General features: G+C 60.5%; 18 protein-coding genes. 5 read left to right on the plus strand and 13 right to left on the minus strand.

What is annotated here, in order from left to right:
• Positions 1–2 precede the first annotated feature (2 nt).
• The 8 genes from trpA to hutU form a co-directional block, all read right to left on the minus strand.
• Complete coding sequence (gene trpA / locus ACED88_RS04175) at positions 3–851, minus strand: tryptophan synthase subunit alpha (protein WP_449108819.1); 849 nt, start codon at positions 849–851, stop codon at positions 3–5.
• Complete coding sequence (trpB, locus tag ACED88_RS04180; RefSeq protein ID WP_449108820.1) at positions 851–2,203, minus strand: tryptophan synthase subunit beta; 1,353 nt, start codon at positions 2,201–2,203, stop codon at positions 851–853. Before trpB ends, trpA begins: the two co-directional genes overlap by 1 nt.
• A 95-nt stretch (positions 2,204–2,298) precedes the next feature.
• A complete protein-coding gene (trpC, locus tag ACED88_RS04185; RefSeq protein ID WP_449108821.1) occupies positions 2,299–3,126 on the minus strand; it encodes an indole-3-glycerol phosphate synthase TrpC in 828 nt (275 codons plus the stop codon).
• Positions 3,127–3,314: 188 nt separating this feature from the next.
• Positions 3,315–3,563 (minus strand): HGxxPAAW family protein, encoded by a 249-nt coding sequence (locus ACED88_RS04190; RefSeq protein ID WP_237185301.1) that lies wholly within the window; start codon positions 3,561–3,563, stop codon positions 3,315–3,317.
• A gap of 147 nt (positions 3,564–3,710) precedes the next feature.
• Positions 3,711–5,252, minus strand: a complete 1,542-nt coding sequence (hutH, locus tag ACED88_RS04195) for a histidine ammonia-lyase (protein ID WP_449106956.1) — start codon at positions 5,250–5,252, stop codon at positions 3,711–3,713.
• 73 nt (positions 5,253–5,325) lie between these two features.
• Entirely contained in the window at positions 5,326–6,333 is a 1,008-nt protein-coding gene (gene hutG, locus ACED88_RS04200; protein WP_449108822.1) for a formimidoylglutamase, read from the minus strand.
• Positions 6,333–7,523 carry an imidazolonepropionase gene (gene hutI, locus ACED88_RS04205; RefSeq protein WP_449106958.1) on the minus strand — a complete coding sequence of 397 codons (1,191 nt, stop codon included), beginning with the start codon at positions 7,521–7,523 and terminating at the stop codon, positions 6,333–6,335. Before hutI ends, hutG begins: the two co-directional genes overlap by 1 nt.
• Before the next feature lie 2 nt (positions 7,524–7,525).
• Positions 7,526–9,190, minus strand: a complete 1,665-nt coding sequence (hutU, locus tag ACED88_RS04210) for a urocanate hydratase (RefSeq protein WP_449106959.1) — start codon at positions 9,188–9,190, stop codon at positions 7,526–7,528.
• Positions 9,191–9,337: 147 nt separating this feature from the next.
• Between hutU and hutC the strand changes: the two genes are divergently transcribed.
• Positions 9,338–10,084 carry a histidine utilization repressor gene (gene hutC, locus ACED88_RS04215; RefSeq protein ID WP_449106960.1) on the plus strand — a complete coding sequence of 249 codons (747 nt, stop codon included), beginning with the start codon at positions 9,338–9,340 and terminating at the stop codon, positions 10,082–10,084.
• A 72-nt stretch (positions 10,085–10,156) separates the two neighbouring features.
• Here hutC and ACED88_RS04220 read toward each other — a convergent pair whose 3' ends face one another.
• The 3 genes from ACED88_RS04220 to hisI are packed head-to-tail and all read right to left on the minus strand — an operon-like array spanning position 10,157 to position 12,776.
• Positions 10,157–10,780: a Trp biosynthesis-associated membrane protein gene (locus ACED88_RS04220; protein ID WP_449106961.1), complete on the minus strand. Its 624-nt coding sequence runs from the start codon at positions 10,778–10,780 to the stop codon at positions 10,157–10,159.
• On the minus strand, positions 10,781–12,349 hold the full coding sequence (locus ACED88_RS04225; protein WP_449106962.1) for an anthranilate synthase component I: 1,569 nt from the start codon (positions 12,347–12,349) through the stop codon (positions 10,781–10,783).
• 31 nt (positions 12,350–12,380) lie between these two features.
• Positions 12,381–12,776, minus strand: coding sequence for a phosphoribosyl-AMP cyclohydrolase (gene hisI / locus ACED88_RS04230; protein WP_449106963.1), 396 nt, complete (start codon positions 12,774–12,776; stop codon positions 12,381–12,383).
• Between the two features lie 129 nt (positions 12,777–12,905).
• On the opposite strand from hisI, the gene ACED88_RS04235 reads away from it, so the two are divergent.
• Positions 12,906–13,544: a TIGR03085 family metal-binding protein gene (locus tag ACED88_RS04235; RefSeq protein ID WP_449106964.1), complete on the plus strand. Its 639-nt coding sequence runs from the start codon at positions 12,906–12,908 to the stop codon at positions 13,542–13,544.
• Between the two features lie 110 nt (positions 13,545–13,654).
• Here ACED88_RS04235 and ACED88_RS04240 read toward each other — a convergent pair whose 3' ends face one another.
• Together ACED88_RS04240 and ACED88_RS04245 are read right to left on the minus strand one after the other, a co-directional pair.
• Positions 13,655–14,146, minus strand: coding sequence for a DUF2087 domain-containing protein (locus ACED88_RS04240; protein ID WP_449106965.1), 492 nt, complete (start codon positions 14,144–14,146; stop codon positions 13,655–13,657).
• Between the two features lie 321 nt (positions 14,147–14,467).
• Positions 14,468–15,325, minus strand: coding sequence for a PhzF family phenazine biosynthesis protein (locus ACED88_RS04245; protein ID WP_449106966.1), 858 nt, complete (start codon positions 15,323–15,325; stop codon positions 14,468–14,470).
• 222 nt (positions 15,326–15,547) lie between these two features.
• Here ACED88_RS04245 and ACED88_RS04250 point away from each other — a divergent pair, with 222 nt between their 5' ends.
• Genes ACED88_RS04250 through ACED88_RS04260 form a run of 3 tightly spaced genes read left to right on the plus strand, consistent with a single transcriptional unit; the run spans position 15,548 to position 19,676 of the window.
• Positions 15,548–17,539: a type I restriction-modification system subunit M gene (locus tag ACED88_RS04250; RefSeq protein WP_449106967.1), complete on the plus strand. Its 1,992-nt coding sequence runs from the start codon at positions 15,548–15,550 to the stop codon at positions 17,537–17,539.
• Positions 17,539–18,750: a restriction endonuclease subunit S gene (locus ACED88_RS04255; protein ID WP_431464286.1), complete on the plus strand. Its 1,212-nt coding sequence runs from the start codon at positions 17,539–17,541 to the stop codon at positions 18,748–18,750. The genes ACED88_RS04250 and ACED88_RS04255 overlap by 1 nt, the downstream gene beginning before the upstream one ends.
• Before the next feature lie 5 nt (positions 18,751–18,755).
• The gene (locus ACED88_RS04260; protein WP_431464285.1) at positions 18,756–19,676 is read left to right on the plus strand and encodes a hypothetical protein; all 921 of its coding nucleotides are present in this window, start codon (positions 18,756–18,758) and stop codon (positions 19,674–19,676) included.
• Positions 19,677–19,730: the final 54 nt, after the last annotated feature.

Raw genomic sequence — 19,730 nt, forward strand, 5'->3', positions numbered from 1 at the left:
CCCTACTCGCGGCCAGCTAGTTGGCGGGTCAGGGCGCCCACAGCGGACGGGCCGCCCTCAGCCAGAGCCTTCACCAGGGCAGTACCCACGATGACGCCGTCTGCGTAGGCACCGATTTCTTCAACGTGCTCGCGCTTAGACACCCCCAGGCCCACACAGGCAGCGGGGGCACCGGCGGCACGCAGGTCAGACACCAGGGTCTCTGCGGCGGTGTTCACCGACGAGCGGGCACCGGTCACGCCCATGACCGAGACAGCGTAGACAAAGCCGCTCGAAGCCTTCGAAATCAGGGCTAAACGCTCAGGGCTAGATGAAATAGCTGCCAGGAAGATGCGGTCCAGGCTGTGTTTTTCGGACGCTTCAAACCAGTCAGCGGCCTCATCGGGAACCAGGTCGGGGGTAATCAGACCCGCACCACCGGCTGCAGCCAGCTCCCCAGCGAACCGGTCGACACCGCGGCGCAGCACGGGGTTCCAGTAGGTCATCACCAGCACCACAGCATCGGTGGCGGCGGTAATCTCGCGCACAGCCCGGAAGAGGTCGTCGGTGCGGAAGCCCTTGTCAATCGCCTCAACGGTGGCGCGCTGAATCACGGGGCCGTCCATGACCGGGTCTGAGTAGGGCAGGCCGAGTTCGATAATATCGACCCCATTCTTACCCATCTCGATGGCAGCCTCAATCGACTCGTCCACGCTGGGGTAGCCCACCGGCAGGTAGCCAATCAGGGCAGCGCGGCCCTCAGCCTTACACTCGGCGAGGCGGGCTGCCAGCTTGGAGTTGGGGTTGGGGGCAGGGAAGGTGCCCTTGCGTACCGAGTAGCGGGTTTCGTCCTGAAAATCGATGTGGCTCATTAGGCACCCTTGCTTTCGTTCTGCATAGCCTTGTCGTTCTGTGCGGTGGTCTCTGCCGCCGCTTCCTTGTTGCCCACGTTCAGGCTGGTGGAGGGAATGGCCTTGCCCAGGCCGAACCACTTGAGCGCGGTTTCCATGTCCTTATCCCCTCGGCCGGAGAGGCAGACAATCATGGACTTTTCGTGCGCGGTGGCGGGGTCTTCTGCCGCCCACTGACGGGCTACCCGCAGGGCACCTGCCAGGGCGTGGGAGGACTCAATGGCGGGGATGATGCCTTCGGTGCGGCAGAGCAGGCGCAGGGCATCCATGGCTTCGGTGTCGGTGACAGCCTGGTAGTCAACGCGGCCGATGTCTGAGAGGTAGGCGTGTTCGGGGCCGACGCCGGGGTAGTCAAGACCCGCTGAGATGGAGTGGGACTCGATGGTTTGGCCGTCCTCGTCCTGCATGAGGTAGGTAATGGCGCCGTGGAGCATGCCAGGGCGACCCAGGGAGATGGTGGCGGCGTGGCGGTCGGTGTCGATTCCGTCGCCGCCTGCTTCGAAGCCGAAAATCTTAACGTCGGCGTCGTCCAGGAAGGCGTGGAAGAGACCGATGGCGTTGGAGCCACCGCCGACGCAGGCTGCGATGCCGGTGGGCAGGGTACCTGTTGCTTCAAGGAACTGTTCGCGGGCTTCGGTGCCGATGGCGTCGTGGAAGTAACGCACCATAGCGGGGAAGGGGTGGGCACCGGCTGCGGTACCCAGCAGGTAGTGGGTGGTGTCTACGTTGGAGACCCAGTCGCGCAGGGCCTCATTGATAGCGTCCTTGAGGGTGCGGGAGCCGGTCTGCACGGCGATGACGGTGGCGCCCAGCAGCTGCATACGGGCGACGTTGAGGGCCTGACGTTCGGTGTCCTCTTCGCCCATGTAGACCACACATTCCATGCCAAAGAGGGCAGCTGTGGTGGCGGTAGCAACGCCGTGCTGGCCTGCGCCGGTTTCGGCAATCAGGCGGGTCTTGCCCATGCGCTTGGCCAGCAGGGCCTGGCCGATGACATTGTTGATCTTGTGGGATCCGGTGTGGTTGAGATCTTCACGCTTGAGGAAGAAGCGCACTCCCCCGGCTTCTGCCGAGAGGCGGGGCACCTCGGTCAGCAGGGAGGGGCGGTTGGAGTATTCGGCTGAAAGGCGGCGGAATTCATCGATGAAGTCGGGGTCGAGTTTGGCCTTTTCAAAGGTTTCTTCGAGCTCGTCCATGGCGGCAATCAGGGATTCTGCCATGTAGCGTCCGCCGTACTGCCCGAAGTAGGGGCCGGGGGCGTTTTTGAGGCTCTGGCCTGCTGCCAGGAATTGTTCTGCCAGGGTTTCGGTCATGGGAGTTTCCCTTCGGTGGGCTGGTCGTAACGTTTTGGGGTGAGGTGCGGACGGCTGTGCCCGCTTTAGCTCACAAGAGGTGAGGACGGTCGGGGTTAGGAAGACGTAGAACCCAGCCAGGCTTGACGGGCCTGGCTACCGGCGGCGCGGAAGTCGCGCAGGGTCTCGGTGGGGGTGCCAGATTTTACGAGGGCCTCGCCCACCAGCACAGCCTTGGCGCCGTGCGAGGCGTAGTCGGCGACGTCCTGGGGGCTGGCAACGCCCGACTCAGCCACGATGACGGCGTCCTCAGGCAGCAGGGGGGCTAGCTTGCTGAAGTTGGCGTTATCGACGTCAAGGGTCTTGAGGTTACGCACGTTTACGCCCACGATGCGGGCACCCACAGCAACAGCCCGTTCGATTTCTTCGGGGGTGTGGGTTTCGACCAGGGCGTTCATGCCCAGCTCATGTGTGAGGTCCAGGAAGCGACGCAGGGTGGCGTCGTCCAGGGCGGCGACGATGAGGAGAACCAGGTCAGCCCCGTGGGCGCGGGCCTCCCAAATCTGGTACTCGTCCACGGTGAAGTCCTTGCGGAGAACCGGGATACTGACAGCTGCGCGGACGGCATCCAGGTCAGCCAGGGTTCCCTTGAAGCGGCGCTCTTCGGTCAGTACCGAAATAGCGGCCGCTCCCCCGGCCTGGTAGGCGGCGGCCAGTTCGGCAGGGTCGGGAATGTCTGAGAGGGCACCCTTTGAGGGGGAAGAGCGCTTCACCTCGGAAATGATTTCGACGCTTCCCTCCTCAGCCCCGCGCAGGGCTGCCAGGGCATCAAGCGCGGGAGCCTGAGCAGCTGCCTGCTTCTTGATCTCTTCAAGTGGCAGGGCGGCGCGGCGGGTTTCGAGATCTTCGCGGACGCCTACGATGATGTCATCAAGTACGGTCATGGTGCCCCTTGGTGCTGGTGCGCGGACGGCGCAGGTTGGGTTGGTCGTGCCCCTCTAGTATCGCTCAGGTGCCTGAACGTTTGCCAGACGGGTTCACCGGGTGAGAACACGTGTGAAGAAAAGGTAAGGGGCACCTCGCGTCTGTGCGGGGTGCCCCTTGTCTCGCCTCACCCGGGTGGGTTCGGGTTTTAGTGGTGGTACTTGGTGTGCTTACCACCCTGGCCGTAGCCTGCTGAGCGGAGCACGATACCGGCGACAACGCCGATGGCGATGATGGCGACGCCGACCACGAAGATGGGGGTGCTTGAGATGCAGAAACCGACTGCGCCGATGATTGAGCCGACAATCATGATGATGACCATGGCCCATGAGGCGGTGGTGTTGCCGTGGTTGTTGTAGGGCAGGTCGGGGACCATCTCAACGGTCTGCTGTGCCATGTGAGTCTCCTTGTAGTGTGTGGGCGTGCGCTCGCAGGTGTATGGGCGCTGAGCACACGGGTGCTTATCTCTATCTTAGAAGATAGCGGGCTCTTTGGCCCAGTTTAGGCACCCGTGTGCCTTTTTATTTCCGCAAAGACGGAAGAACTAGGCGAGGCGGCCGGTAACGCTTTCAGCCGCCGCCAGCAGTTCGCCGCTGGCGACCAGCTGAACGGTTTGTTCGATTTCGGGTGAGAGGAAGCGGTCGGGGCCGGGGCCAGCAACGTCCTTGCGCAGGCGCTCAATCACAGCGGCGGTTGCCGGTGAGGGGGTCTGCGGGGCGCGCAGGTCGATACCGCGGGCGGCTGTGAGGATTTCAATAGCAAGGACGCGGGTGAGCCCGTCCACCGCCTTGCGCAGCTTGCGGGCAGCCGACCAGCCCATGGAGACGTGATCCTCCTGCATGGCAGACGAGGGAATGGAATCTGCCGAGGCAGGTACGGCCAGGCGCTTGAGCTCAGAAACGATAGCAGCCTGGGTGTACTGAGCGATCATGTGGCCTGAGTCCACTCCGGGGTCGTCGGCTAGGAAGGGCGGCAGGCCGCGGTTGCGGGCAACATCGAGGAAGCGGTCGGTGCGGCGCTCTGAGATTGAGGCGGCATCGGCAACAGCGATCGCCAGGAAGTCCAGCACATAGGCCACCGGGGCGCCGTGGAAGTTACCGTTGGATTCCACCCGTCCGTCCAGGGTCACCACGGGGTTATCGACGGCTGAGGCCAGCTCGCGCAGGGCAACGGTGCGGGCGTGTTCGATGGTGTCGCGCACTGCGCCAGCGACCTGGGGTGCGCAGCGCAGGGAGTAGGCGTCCTGCACGTAGGTGGTGACGTTCTCGGCGTGGTGCTGGATAATGCCGGAACCCTCCAGCACCTTCTTCATATTGGCGGCAGCGGCCCCCTGGCCGGGGTGGGGGCGCAGCTCGTGCAGCTCGGGGGCAAAGACGCGGTCGGTACCGGCAAGCCCCTCAACACTCATAGCCGCAGCGACGTCGGCGAGCTTGACCAGGGCGTCCAGGTCGGTCAGAGCCATGACCAGCATACCCAGCATGCCGTCGGTGCCGTTGATGAGGGCCAGCCCCTCCTTTTCAGCAAGTTCGACCGCGGTCAGCCCGAACTTCTCGAAAGCCTCGGCAGTCTCGTAGAGCTGGCCGTCGGCGTCCCGCACCTGGCCCTCACCAATGATGGCCAGGGCGCAGTGGGACAGGGGTGCCAGGTCGCCGGAGCAGCCCAGCGAACCGTACTCGCGCACTACCGGGGTCAGCCCAGCTGACAGCATATCGGCGTAGGCCTGGGCGACGACGGGGCGGACGCCGGTGCGGCCGGTTGCCAGGGTTGAAAGACGCAGGAGCATAAGGGCGCGGATGACCTCGGTTTCAACTTCGGGGCCAGAGCCTGCTGCGTGGGAGCGAATCAGGCCGCGCTGCAGGGCCTTGCGCATCTCCAGGGGAATGTGCTTGTTGGCCAGGGCACCGAAGCCGGTGGAGACGCCGTAGACGGGGGTGTCTGAGTTGGCGAGGTCGCGGATGCGCTGGCTGGATTTTTCGATTTCAGCCAGGGCTTCGTCGCTGATGGTGACGGCCGCGCCGTGGCGGGCAACTGCGATCAGGTCGGCGAAGCTCACGGGCCCGATGCCGACGGTGACGGTGGTGGTCATGGTTTTCTCCTTTGAAAGTGTATGAGGTGAAGCAGGCTCGCAGCGAGCGCGAGCCTGCAGAACCTATAGAGTTTTACTCCGGCAGAGGCGTATGCCGGGTCAGGACGGTGTGGATCAGGCGGGCTGCTGTTTTGGCGGTGCGTCCGTCGATGTCGAGGGAGGGGTTGAGTTCGGCCACGTCGAAGGCGGCGAGCTTGCCAGAGGCAGCAACCCTGCTCATGATGCGGTTGATGATGGCAGGGTCAACGCCAAGTGCGGCAGGGGCGCTGACGCCGGGGGCAACGGCCGCTGGCAGGACGTCCAGATCTAAGGTCAGGTAGATCAGGTCGACGTGTGCGGTGAAGACCTCAACGAACTTGTCGATGGCTTGAAGGTTGCCCCAGTGGGTTTCTTCATCAAGTAGGTAGTGCACGCGGGCGCGGTCTGCGGCGTCGAAGAGTACCTGGGTGTTGGCTGCCTCAGAGATGCCCACGACCGCGTAGGTCAGTTCGGTGCCTGCCCATTCTTCGTCGGAGAGTGCCTGGCTGAAGGGGGTTCCGCTGGTGGGTTCGTCCGCTTCGCGTAGGTCGAAGTGGGCGTCGAGGTTGAGGATGCCGATGCGCGCAGCTCTGCCCTGCCCCCGGTAGTTTTTTCTGCGGGCGGACGCCGCCAGCCCCAGGTAGGTGCCGTAGGCGACTTCGTGCCCGCCACCGAGTACCACGGGCAGGGAGCCTTCGTCGATGGTGGCGGTGACGGCTTCTGAGAGCCTGCGGTGGCCGCCGACCAGGTCGCGGTTAGTCACAACAACATCACCGGCGTCTCCCAGGACGAGGTCGGTGCGGCGGCTACCGGTGGTTCCCTGAGCCAGGGCAAGGGTTCCCAGGGCTGAGCGCAGGGCGGTGGGCCCTTCTGCTGCGCCGGTGCGCCCCTGGTTGCGGCGAACCCCCTCGTCGGAGGCAAAGCCGACGAAGACCGCGTCCGGTTTCTGGGTGAGCTGGGCAAGCGGCTGCACTACCTGGAAGAGCCTGCGGTGTTCGGCACCGGGGCCGTCGTCGCGTCCGCTCCAGGTCGGGGCCTGCCGGTCGGTAAAAGCCTGTATCACTAGATGTCCTCCTCGTGCAGGGGCACGACGCTCTGGCCGTCCTTCCAAACGCCGGCGATCAGGGGCACGCCGGGGCGGTAGGCCAGGTGCAGGTGGTTGGGGGCGTCCAGAGCAAGGACGTCGGCACGGGCTCCCACGGTCAGGGCACCGATGTCGGTGCGCCCCAGGGCTGCTGCTCCCCCGGCGGTTGCTGCCCAGACGGCTTCGTCGGGGCTCATGTGCAAATCGCGCACGGCCAGGGCGATGCAGAAGGGAATGGAGGTGGTGAAGGAGGTGCCGGGGTTGCAGTCTGCTCCCAGGGCTACGGTAGCCCCGGCATCCAGCAGACGGCGGGCGTTGGGGTAGTCGCCCCGGGTAGAAAAGTCGGCGCCGGGGAGAACCGTAGCCACCGTAGAGCTGTTGGCCAGGGCGTCGACGTCCGCGTCCGTCAGGTAGACCACGTGATCCACGCTGGCAGCACCCAGTTCAACCGCCAGCTGCACACCGGCCCCGTAGGTCAGCTGGTTCCCGTGCACGCGCGCCTTCAAACCGGCAGCGATACCGACCTGTAATACGGCCCGCGACTCGTCCTCACTAAAGGCACCGCGCTCGCAGAACACGTCAATCCATGAGGCGTAGGGGGCGCACTCCGGGATCATGGTGTCAACCACCATCTGCACGTACTCATCGTGCTTATCCCGGTACTCCGGCGGAGCCACATGGGCAGCCAGCAGGGTGACCTCGTCGGTGCAGGCCGCAGCGACCTGCACCGATTTCAGTTCAGATTCAGCCGACTGGCCGTAGCCGGTCTTCACCTCAATCGTGGTCGCCCCGGCCCGGGCGTACTCCTGCATGAGCGAGCGGGTGTTGAGTTCCAGCTCAGCTGCACTCGCTGCCCGGGTAGCCTCGATGGTGGTGCGGATGCCACCGGCTTCGTACGGTTTGCCCTCCATGCGGGCGGCAAACTCGTGCGAGCGGTCCCCGGCAAAGACCAGGTGAGAGTGGGATTCCACGAAGCCCGGCAGCACGGCGCGCCCGCCCAGATCTAGGCAGCGGTCGGACGCCGGTGCCTGGCTGGCTGTGCCAACCCAGGTAATTCTGCCCTGCTCCACCACGAAGGCGGCGTTTTCGAGAACGCCCAGGGGCCCGCGGTCCAGGGTGGGGTCGTTGGTGACCAGCGACCCGATGTTGGTAAAGAGACGGCTGGTCATGGCTAGCGGTTTTCCTGCATGGGAATACGGACCCCGCGCTCAGCCGCAACCTGCTGGGCGTACTCGTAGCCGGCGTCCGCGTGGCGAATTACGCCCATGCCGGGGTCGTTGGTCAGTACGCGCTCCAGCTTGGCAGCGGCCAGCTCCGAACCGTCAGCGATGCAGACCTGGCCCGCGTGGATGGAGCGGCCCATGCCCACGCCGCCGCCGTGGTGGATGGATACCCAGGACGCACCCGATGAGGTGTTCACCAGGGCGTTGAGCAGGGGCCAGTCGGCAACGGCGTCGGTGCCGTCCTTCATACCCTCGGTCTCGCGGTAGGGGGAAGCCACCGAACCGGAATCCAGGTGGTCACGGCCAATGGCGATGGGGGCAGAGAGTTCACCGCTAGCTACCATCTCGTTGAACTTGAGCCCTGCCTTGTGGCGCTCGCCGTAGCCTAGCCAGCAGATACGGGCGGGCAGACCCTCGTAGGCGACCTTCTCACCGGCCATGGTGATCCAGCGCTTCAGGTGCTCGTTCTCGGGGAAGAGTTCGAGAATCGCCTGGTCGGTCTTCTTGATGTCCTCGGGGTCGCCGGAGAGAGCGCACCAGCGGAAGGGGCCCAGGCCCTCTTCGAAGAGGGGGCGGATGTAGGCGGGCACAAAGCCGGGGAAGTCAAAGGCGCGCTGGTAGCCTGCTTTGCGAGCCTCATCGCGGATGGAGTTGCCGTAGTCGAAGACCTCGGCACCGGCGTCCATAAAGCCGACCATTGCCTCAACGTGGGCTGCCATGGCCTCGCGGGAGCGCTTGGTGAAGAGTTCGGGGTCGCGGGCGGCTTCTGCCTTCCAGTCCTCGAAGGTGACCTCGGTGGGCAGGTAGCTCAGCGGATCGTGGGCACTGGTCTGGTCGGTGACGATGTCGATGGGGGCCTTGCGGCGCAGCAGCTCGGGGAAAATCTCAGCGGCATTGCCGACGACACCGATGGACAGGGGCTTCTTGGCGTCGCGGGCCTCGACGGCGAGCTCTAGGGCGTGGTCGAGATCGCGGGCCTTAACGTCCAGGTACTTGTGGTCGATGCGGCGGTCAACGCGGGACTCATCAACGTCCACACAGATTGCTACGCCCTCGTTCATGGTCACGGCCAGGGGCTGGGCACCGCCCATGCCACCCAGACCTGCGGTGAGGGTAATGGTACCTGCCAAGGTGCCGTTGAAGCGCTTGCGGGCGACCGCGCCGAAGGTCTCGTAGGTGCCCTGCAGAATGCCCTGGGTGCCGATGTAGATCCAGGAACCAGCGGTCATCTGGCCGTACATCATCAGACCTTCGGCTTCGAGCTTGCGGAAGTGCTCCCAGTTGGCCCAGTCGCCCACCAGGTTAGAGTTGGCCAGCAGCACACGCGGGGCCCACTCGTTGGTGCGGAAGACACCTACGGGCTTGCCGGACTGCACCAGCATGGTTTCATCATCTTTAAGGGTCTTGAGGGTGGCGACGATGGCGTCGAAGGCTTCCCAGGAGCGGGCGGCGCGGCCGGTGCCGCCGTAGACCACCAGATTATCGGGGTGCTCGGCAACCTCGGGGTCGAGGTTGTTCATGAGCATGCGCAGGGCACCTTCCTGCTGCCAGCCGAGGGTATTGAGTTCAGGGCCGCGAGGGGCGCGGACGGGGCGGGGGCCGCTGGTGGTCATGTCTACTCCTTTGTGCATGATGGTCTGCTTTGCCCAGCTTCTGGTTCTTTACTTTTGCCTGACCGCGCCGGGGCGGTACAGTTGAAAGATGAAGAGGGTCACACACCTATCTTCTTGTATATACAACTGGTTGTCAATGGAGTAGGCGTGGAAAAAATTACCGACTTGTCCCAGCAGTTCGCTGACCACAAAGACAGTAAGGCCCCCGCCTACCAGCTGCTCAAAACCATCATCACCGAGCAAATCAACAGCGGCCACTGGGCAGCAGGCGAAAGCATCCCCTCAGAAAACGAGCTCGCTAGCGCCCTGGGCCTCTCCCGCATGACCGTCAACCGAGCTATCCGCGAGATGACGCTTGAGGGCCTGCTCGTGCGTACCCGCGGGGTCGGCACCTTTGTGGCCGAGCACAAGAACCCCTCTGCCCTGCTTGAGGTGCGCAACATTGCCGATGAAATCACCGAACGCGGCCACACCCACAGCAGCAAGGTGCTCACCCTCGAAGAGATACCGGCAGCCCAGGCCCAGCGCCGCCTAGCCCCTGAGCTGGGCGAGAGGGTCTTTCACAGCGTGCTGGTCCACTACGATGACGGGCTGCCCATCCAGCGCGAAGAACGCTATGTCAACGCCGTAGCCATACCCGACTATCTAGAGCAGGACTTCACCAGCATTACCCCCAACTTTTACCTGGGGCAGTGCTCCCCTATCACCCGGGGCACGCACACCGTCGAAGCGGTGCTACCCACCAGCTCACAGGCGTCCGACCTGCAGATCAACCCCACCGAGCCCTGTCTGCGCCTGCTGCGCAGCACCTGGTCAGGCGATGAGCTCATCAGCCAGGTAGTACTGCTGCACCCAGGTTCCCGCAGCCGCCTAGAGGGATCCTTCGGCCTATAAACCCCCTCTAGATACAGCAAAGCCGCAGCCCGCTATCGCAGCGGGTCTGCGGCTTTAGAGGTTTTGCCCCTCTTACAGGGTGGGGTCCTTGCCCTCGCTCAGGGAGTCCCAGGCGTCGATTTCGTCCGTTTCTTCGGCAGAAGCCACGCGGGCTGCCCGGGCAGCTGACCGGTCGTACTTGCGCCCGGTCTTCCAGTGGGAGGTAGCAACAAAGGCCCACACACCGGCCAGGGCAACCAGCACACCGCACACGGTCGCCAGCAGGGGCATGACGGTCACAGCGTAGGAGTTGGCCGGGGCGTTAGTGCCTGTCATCGCGCTGACCTGGGCCATAGAGGCAGCCTGCGGATCGGCGTTCACGCCGAAGGCGGCTACCGCCAGGCCCAGCCCCACGCCCACCAGCAAGAGAGCCAGCACCTTGCGGAGCTTAGGCCCGGCAATACGCAGGGCAACCGACGCCACCAGGGCAACCAGGGCCAGGGCAGAGACGGTGGAGCCGGCGTCCGCCCCCGAAATATCCAGGGTGGAGGTCGAAACGACCGTGCTGACCTCAGCGCGAATCCAGGTCGGCAAAGTGGTGAGGAAGGCGGCAGCAGAAACCGCCATGGCCCCCAGCATCACGCGGGCAGGTTTAGCCCAGCCCGGCACCGGGCGCGCGGTAGCAACCTCAGCAGGCTGGGCCTGTGACTCGCTCATCTAGTCAATCACCTCGGTCGACAGGGGCGCCAGACCCGACGCGGTGAGCACAGCGCGCAGGGGCGCTGCCGCCTTGTTCACGGTTTCCTGAGCTTCGGAGGCTGGCACGGAGTCCATGACAATACCGGCTCCTGCCTGCACGTAGGCGCGTCCGCTCTTGAGCACGGCGGTGCGGATGGCAATGGCCATATCCATGTTGCCCGCAAAATCGAAGTAGCCGCACACACCACCGTAGACGCCGCGAGCGCTGACCTCGTACTCGTCCAGTAGCTGCATGGCGCGGGGCTTGGGCGCACCTGAGAGGGTGCCTGCGGGGAAGGCCACGCGCAGCACGTCGTAGGCATTCATACCCTCAGCCAACCGGGCCTGCACCTCGGATGAGATGTGCATGATGTGGCTAAAGCGCTCGATTTCCATGAACTGGGTGACGTTGACAGAACCTGGTACCGCGATGCGGGAGAGGTCGTTGCGGGCCAGGTCGATGAGCATGAGGTGCTCGGAGCGTTCCTTCTCGTCCGCAAGTAGTTCTTCAGCCAGGGCTAGGTCTTCTTCGCGGGTGGCACCGCGCGGACGGGACCCGGCGATGGGGTGGGTGGTGGCGGTGCCGTTTTTGAGGGTGACCAGGGCTTCGGGTGAGGAGCCGACAATCTGGAAGGGCTCGCCATCGACCGTGGACTCGAAGTTGAAGAGGTACATGTAGGGCGAGGGGTTGGACTGGCGCAGTACCCGGTAGACGTCCAGGGCGCTGGCACGGTTCTCGGCTTCAAAGCGGCGGGAGATGACGATCTGGAAGACGTCGCCGTCCAGGATGTTTTTCTTGGACTTATCGATAGCATCCAAGAAGCCCTGCTCAGCCCAGGTGTGCTTGACCTGGGCGACTTTTGCTTCGACGTTTGCCGTGCCGGTGAGGGTTGAGACGGAGTCGGGGGCGGGCTGGGCCAGCTTGTCCATCATGGCGTAAACGCGGGAGAGAGCGTCGGCGTAGGCGGCGTCGATGTTTTCGTCGGTGCCGTTAAAGTTGATGGCATTGGCAATGAGAGTGACGGTGCCGTCGGCATTATCGTGCACTGCCATGTCTGAGACGATGTTGAGGGCAAATTCGGGCAGGTTGACGTCGTCCGCCGGGCCGCCGGGTAGTTTCTCCCAGTGGCGCACGACGTCCCAGCCCATGTAGCCGACCAGGCCGCTGGTGAGCGGGGGCAGGTTATCGAGGGGTTCGGTGTGCAGCATCTCCAGGGTCTCGCGGATAGCCTCAACAGGGTCACCCTCGGTGGGTGCGCCGGAGGGGGTGAGCCCCTGCCAGACAATCTGCCCGTTCTTGGTGGTGAGGGTTGAGCGGCTGGAGGCACCGATGAAGGAGTAGCGGGACCACTGCTTCTGCTCGTTGGCTGATTCAAGTAGGAAGGTGCCGGGGGCGGGTGCGCCGTCGGCGGCGACCAGGGCACGGTAGATGCCGATGGGGGTCATGGCGTCTGCGAGAACTTTGACGCGCACGGGGATGACGCGGCGGCTGGTCGCTAGTTCACGGAACTCTTCTAGGGTCGGTTCTACGATTCCCAAGTCGTGCATGGTGTCCTCTGGTTGTGGTGTGTCTGGGGTGCTATTCGGGGCGGACGCCGGTGGCAGCTGGCAGGGCGCCCCCGGCGTGGAAGCAGGTGGTGGTGCCGGTGTGGCAGGCTGCCCCTACCTGGTCTGCCTCAATCAGCAGGGCGTCGCCGTCGCAGTCAATGCTGACGCTTTTGACGTACTGGTAGTGGCCGCTGGTGTCTCCCTTGCGCCAGTATTCCTGGCGGGAGCGGGACCAAAAGGTAACCCGCCCTTCGGTGAGGGTGCGGCGCAGGGCTTCATCGTTCATCCAGCCGAGCATGAGCACATCGCGGGTGTCGTACTGCTGGATGATGGCGGCAAAAAGGCCGTTCTCGTCGCGCTTGAGGCGGTCGGCAATATCGGCGGGCAGTGAAACGCCCTCGGTGGCGCTGGGTGCTGGTGTACTCACCTTTCCATCCTAGCTGATGGCGGTAGCAGGGCTGGGGCAGCTCTCAGCATCTGGCTACGGGCTGGGGCTGGTGTTTGTAGGGCTGGTGCCTGCGCTGGGCAACCCATCGTTCAGGTTTAGACTGGGCGTATGACTTCTTCTGCCCTTGTTACCTCAGAACGCACCGCCCTACTTGATGCTCTCGCTGCCGCGGGGCCGTCCGCACCTACCCTCTGCGAGGGCTGGGAAACCCGCCATCTCGCCACCCACCTGCTGGTGCGCGAAAGCAAGCCTCTGATTGCAGCGGGCATGCCGGGCGGCCCGCTGGCTGCGCGCACCGAACGCTACACCGACCAGCTTGCCAATGAGCTGACCGGCCAGCGCCGCTATGAGAAGGCCCTGCGCGATTTTGAGGCGCTGCCGGGTTACCTGCACATGCGCACGCGCTTCCCGGGTCTGGACGAGGCGATGAACCTGATTGAGTACTTTGTGCATACCGAGGACGTCCGCCGCGCCTCACTCACTGACGGCGAGCAGCCTGCCCCGCGCGAGCTGGCTGAGGGTGTGCAGGAGAAGATGTGGAAGGTGCTGCGGGCGCGCGCTCGCATGATGGCCGGGAAGAAGTACCCTCACGGGCTGGTGTTGGAAGCTCCGGGCTACTCCCCCGCTGTTCATACTGTGCTTGCTCCGCCTGCTGGCCAGGTTGCGACTGTGCTGACCGGCGAGCCGGGCGAACTGGTGCTCTACCTCTTCGGGCGCGAGGCTGCGGCCCGGGTTGAGGTGAGCTAAGGGTCGGTTGTGGCGCACGCCTGCTCCGCCCCGCCCCAAGTAGGGACCAGAAAACTCTCAATAGTATGTGTGCACCACAAGGATTTTGGGAGGAATCTGGTCCCTAGTTGCTACAGAGCCTCTGCGGCCAGGTAACCCGGCAGCCACATCGCTTCCCAGGCCGGAGCCTCGGCAGCCAGCACGGTACCTGCCCGGTCAGGCACCCGGGTCGCCAGGCAATAGGCGGATGCATCAGCAGTTCGCACCAGGTAACCGTACTCGACCATCTCCCGACGCATAAAGGCATAGTCCTGCCAGAGGGCGGCCAGAATCTCGTTGACCTGTTTCTCGGTGTAGGTGCGCCCTGGCTCAAAATAGGTCACCAGGTGCAACAGCAGGTGGGCGCGGGTGCGGCGCTTGGAGGGCCAGGAGGTCAGGCGTCCGCCCTGCAGAAAACGGTCAACGACTGTGCGGTGCTCTGCGTAGGCTTGTTCACGGGGATCGTTCAGGACGTCGGTCGTAGGCTTGGTCTCGAGGAGGGCTGCTCGGGCGGTGGTGTAGTTCTCACCGGTTTCTTCCATGCGGGCACGCACGAGCTTTTTGAAGTTTGATTGGGCAGTCACGGGTATCGACTTTCTTCGCACTCTAGCTGCGGTATCAATCGACGGTTCGGTGGTGCCTACCCCGGTCTTGGAATGCCGGTGCAACCCGAGAATTCTCTTCCCTTCGCACTGATGGCCTGCTTGCTAGAGTCACAGGGGCAAAGCGCTGGGCGGTGGGTGACGCCTCACACCTTTATATCACAGTCGCTCCCGAATGTAACCGAAAATGCCATCTGCACGTTCTTTTACCGCGCAGATGGCATTTTCGATTACATTCAATGAGCGGACGGACGCCCGCCCCGGCCTGGCGGGGCAGCACAAGCCAACAGATGGATTAAAGACCTAAAGACTAACCTCTCCCCTGATGAGGGTGTGGGTTCTTCCGCCAACCCAAATGTCGGGTGATCCGGTGGGGCCGGCGTCCTGCCCTACCGTGATGGTGAGTCTGCCGTCGCGGTGCAGGCAGGTGCCCTGGCGTACGGTGTAGGTTCCGGCAACCCGGTTTTCGCGGGCGAGCCACTGGGCGACGGAGGCGTTGAGGGAGCCGGTGACAGGGTCCTCAGAAACGCTGATACCTGGCACGAAAGCGCGGACATCGTAGGCGATGTCTGAACCTTCCGGGTGCATGGCGAAGACGCCGAGTTTGAGGTCTGGGCCGCGGGTGAAGTCCGGGGTGAGGGCGAGCAGACGGTCGGGGTCTGCGATTTCGACGGCTGACCAGCCGGGCCCGTTGTCGACCCACTGGTGGGAGAGAATCTGGCTGCGCTCTAGCCCTAGCGTGGTGGCGATGTCTGCCAGGGTTGCTTCATCAAGGGCACCGGTGCGGACGGTTGCCGGGGCGGCGAAGGAGAGCTCTTGGCCGCTGCGGGTGATGTCGATGAGCCCGGCGGCGCATTCTTGCACGATGACGTCGGGGCGCTGCGGCTGGCCGCCTGCTTCTAGCCAGGCGTGGGCGCTGCCCAGGGTGGGGTGCCCGGCGAAGGGCAGTTCGCCGCCGGGGGTGAAGATGCGGACGGCGTAGTCGGCCCGAGCGTCAGTCGGTTGGGTGATGAAGGTGGTTTCTGAGAGATTGGTCCAGCGGGCAAAGTCCTGCATATGCTCGTCGGTGAGGTCGCTGCCGTCGAGCACCACGGCGAGAGGGTTGCCCTTGAGCGGAACCGAGCCGAACACATCGACCTGGGTGAAGGGGCGGGTTTTCATGTGGGGTCCTTTCGCCTGCGCTTCTATGGGGTTTACTTCTACCCTAACCGGCAGCTGGCTAGCTCACCTCCCTGCCCTGGTGAGCAGGTGAGACACAAGAGCTGCACTTCAACTTCCCAGCCTGCCCCTTGAGTATGATTAGTTTTCATCAGGGTAAAAGCTCTGCCTGATGGCTAGGGCTTTTATGCTGAGCCATTAGTTTGCCAATCTTGAGGGGCTTGTGTGTCTTCTTTGAACTATTCTCAGTTCATTTGGAATGTGGCTGATGTGTTGCGCGGTACCTATAAGCAGCATCAGTACGGTCAGATTATTTTGCCTTTCACGGTCTTGGCACGTCTTGACGCGGTGCTTGAGCCGACCAAGCAGGCTGTTCTTGAGGTAACAGAGGGGTATGTGCTCGATACGATTCCTCCGGCTATGCTCTCTGCCCGGGCGGGGCACGATTACAGTTTCTATAACCTCTCCCAGCACAACCTCAAGACTGTGACTAATGACCCCGATACCCTTGAGCAGAATCTGCGTTCTTACATTAACCAGTTCAGTGAGAACGTGCGCGATATTTTTGAGAAGTATAAGTTCGAAGACACTATCGCAGACCTGGCCGCCCAGAACCTGCTCTATCAGGTGATTCAGCATTTCTCGCGGGTGAATCTGCACCCAGAGAATGTGAGCAATGAGCAGATGGGCAACATCTTCGAAGAGCTCATTCGCAAGTTCGCTGAGGCTTCGAATGAGACTGCCGGTGAGCACTTCACCCCACGCGAGGTCATTGAGCTGATGGTTAACCTGCTGCTGGCTGATGATGAAGATTTGCGCACTGATTATATTGCCCGGTCGGTCTATGATCCCACCGCTGGCACCGGCGGTATGCTGTCTGTGGCTGACGATAAGATTCATCAGCTGAACCCCACCGCCGATGTGAGCTTGCTGGGCCAGGAGCTCAACCCCGAGTCGTATGCGATTTGTAAGGCGGACATGGTGGTTAAGGGCCAGGACGTTGATAACATCGCCCTGGGTAATACCCTGACTGACCCGGCTTTTGAGAACCGCACCTTCCACTATGGGCTGAGCAACCCGCCCTTTGGCGTGGATTGGAAGGGTGCTAAGGCTGTGGTTGAGGCTGAGCATAAGAACCAGGGTTTTGCGGGCCGGTTTGGTGCTGGACTGCCCCGTGTGTCTGATGGTTCGCTCCTTTTCTTGCAGCACCTGATTTCTAAGCTCAATGAGCCGACGGTTGCTAGCAATGGTGTTGCCCAGGTGGGCGGCCGCGGGGCTATTGTGTTGAATGGCTCTCCCCTCTTTACGGGTGGCGCGGGTTCTGGTGAGTCGAATATCCGTAAGTGGGTTTTGGACCAGGACTACCTTGAGGCGATTATTGGTCTGCCTACTGACATGTTCTATAACACCGGTATTTCTACCTATATCTGGGTGTTGAATAAGCAGAAGAAGGCTGAGCGTAGGGGTAAGGTTCAGCTGATTGACGCAACCAACATGTTTGAGAAGATGCGTAAGTCGGTGGGGTCTAAGCGTAAGCGGTTGAGTGAGGAGCAGATTGCTGAGATTACCCGCCTGTACGCTGCTTTTGATTCAGCGGATGATAGGCGTTCTAAGGTTTTTGATCGTGAGGAGTTTATGTACCGCACGATTACGGTGGAGCGCCCTTTGCGGTTGAATTGGGGTTTTTCTGCTGAGCGGGTTGAGAGGCTCTTGGCTTCTAAGGAGTTTGGCAAACTCAAATTATCTGAGGGGGAGGACGCCGCCGTGCGTGCTTCGCTTGCTGCCTTGGTTGAGAGCACAGCGGGTGCCGTTGGTGCTGATGTGGCTAGTGTGAAGGCTGAGCTTTTGCAGGTGTTTGCGGACGCCGGTGCCCTGGTGAAGCCTGCGGCTTTGGCTAAGTTGGTGGATGAGTTGGCTGAACGCGATGAGTCTGCCGAAGTGGTGTTGAAGGCTAAGAAGCCGGTGGCTGACGCTAGCCTGCGCGATACTGAGAATGTGCACTGGGGCGAGGATATTCACGAGTACCTGGAGCGTGAGGTTAAACCCTTTGTGCCTGATGCCTGGATTGATGAGTCTAAGACCAAGGAGGGCGCGGAGATTCCTTTTACCCGTCACTTCTACGAGTATGTTCCGCCCCGCTCCCTGGAGGAGATTGACCGCGACCTCAACGAGGTACTGGGCCGAATCAAGAAGAGGCTGGAAGAGGTGCTGGGTTAATGAGTAACAAAGTACCGTTTAAGGTTCGTTGGCTTTCTGGTGGGGTCCCTAACCATTGGAAGATTGTTGAACCCCGTAGGATCTTCAAACTGGTCAAAGAACCAGAACGCCCTGGCGATATCCATCTAACGCCCTCACAGAGATATGGCGTTCTGCCGCAAGAAGAATACATGAAGATTACTGGTGCAAGGGTTGTTCAGAATCTTTCTGGAACTCAGATGCAACATGTCGAACCAGGCGATTTCATTAGCCATTTGCGCACTTTTCAGGGCGGTCTTGAACTAGCAACTATGCCAGGAAAAGTTAGTCCTGCATATACCGTTTTGCGTCCGTCTGAAGCCGTTTATCCTGGATTTTTCAAGCATGTTTTGAAATCTCCCAGCTATATTTCTCAAATCGCATCTGTCACTGACCAGCTTAGAGACGGTCAGACTATGCGATTTAACGAGTTCAACCTGACATGGCTACCGCTACCCCCGCTTGAAGAGCAAAAGAAAATCGCAGATAAGCTTGACCGGGAGCTGGCGGAGATTGATGAGTTCATCGCTGACCAGCAACGTCTTCTTGAACTGGCTACTGAGAAGTTCAATGCTGAACTACGTCAGCTAACGTTTCCCACCAATGCACCAACTGTTCCTTTGAAACGGTTTGCTCAGATTACGCTGGGTAAGATGATTACACCTTCAAATAAAGGTGGCATGGAATTGGCACCCTATATCAGGGCAGCTAATATCCAGCCTGGCGGTGTTTTCACTTACCAGTCGGACTATAAGAAGATGTGGTTTTCTTCTGACGAGTTAGCGCATTTGGATTTGAAAAAGGGTGATGTTCTGGTAGTAGAGGGTGGGGCTGGATTTGGCCGAAGCGCCGTCCTGACCGAAGACTTACCTGGATGGGGTTTCCAGAATTCGATTAATCGTGTACGAGTTAAGCCAGGTTTAGCTGATCCGCATTTTATTGACTTTTGCATTCGAGCTAAGTTGCTTTCTGGCGAGCTTGAGAACCTGACGAGCCAATCAACAATCCCCCACCTGACTGCAGAAAAATTAGCTCAAGCTAAAATACCTGATTTTAGCCACCAAAATCAGATAGCAACATCGCAAACCCTCATTAACAAACTAGGTGAAATAATAGAAACAAAACAACAAATTCAAACCTCTATCGATTTACTCGTTGAATTAAAAAAAGCAAAAATAAATAAGGAATGGTAATAGCGATGCCTTATCAAGCCAACATCTTACAGGTACTCCTATCTTCACCCTCTGACCTACCACCTCAGCACCGTGAAATTATCACTAATGCAATGCACATGTGGAATGCCACGACAGGACGGATGTCTAAGATACATTTCGCAGCCACTGATTGGAAAATAGGCGTCTCCCCCACTTTCGGCATGCATCCGCAGCAAATCATCAATGAAACCATTGTAGACTCTTCTGATTTAGCAATCGTAGTATTTTCAGGAAAACTTGGAACTCAAACTGAAAACTTTGAATCTGGGACGGTGGAAGAAATTGAGCGCCTGGCACAAGCGGGAAAACAGGTTGCAGTTTTTGTAAATCGTGTCCCATCTATCTCCAACGGAGTTCATGAAGCTGAAGAAAAGCTAAGACTTGAAAAATATTTAGAATCAATTCAAACTAAATGTTTATACAAGCAATATTCAGATACTGACGAACTTACTCAAGCCATTAACGCATTTCTACAATCAATTGCTTTCTCGCATTCAACTAAATTTTCATCTGAATCAAAAATATCAGATTCTAAAAAACTAGATATGGATAACCCATCGATTGGTGTTTGGGCGTCAATAACAAAAGAATCATATCAGGAGACCGATAGCAAAGGTCGTTTGAGAACAAAGACAAAAAACTTACTTAATCTTGAAAACCTAACTGGAGTCCCTGTAAAAAATGTAAGATATCAGTTCATAGATTCAAATGGAAAACCAGACGAACTATTTGATGTAATTTCCCATGGAGAGCCACAACCAGCTGGCTCCTTAAAGCCTGGTGGACAATCAGAATTTAATATCCTACAGGTATTAGCATCATCCAATTCTGCGGTATGTAAAGTAAAGTGGGAATCCCCAAACGGAGAAGAATTTTTCACCGAAACTGAAGTGTTTATTCGATAATAAGACAATATATATCACCACTTTTTGGGACTAAACCATCAAAATAATGTAATG

Source organism: Rothia sp. 11273D007AR (assembly GCF_053547255.1).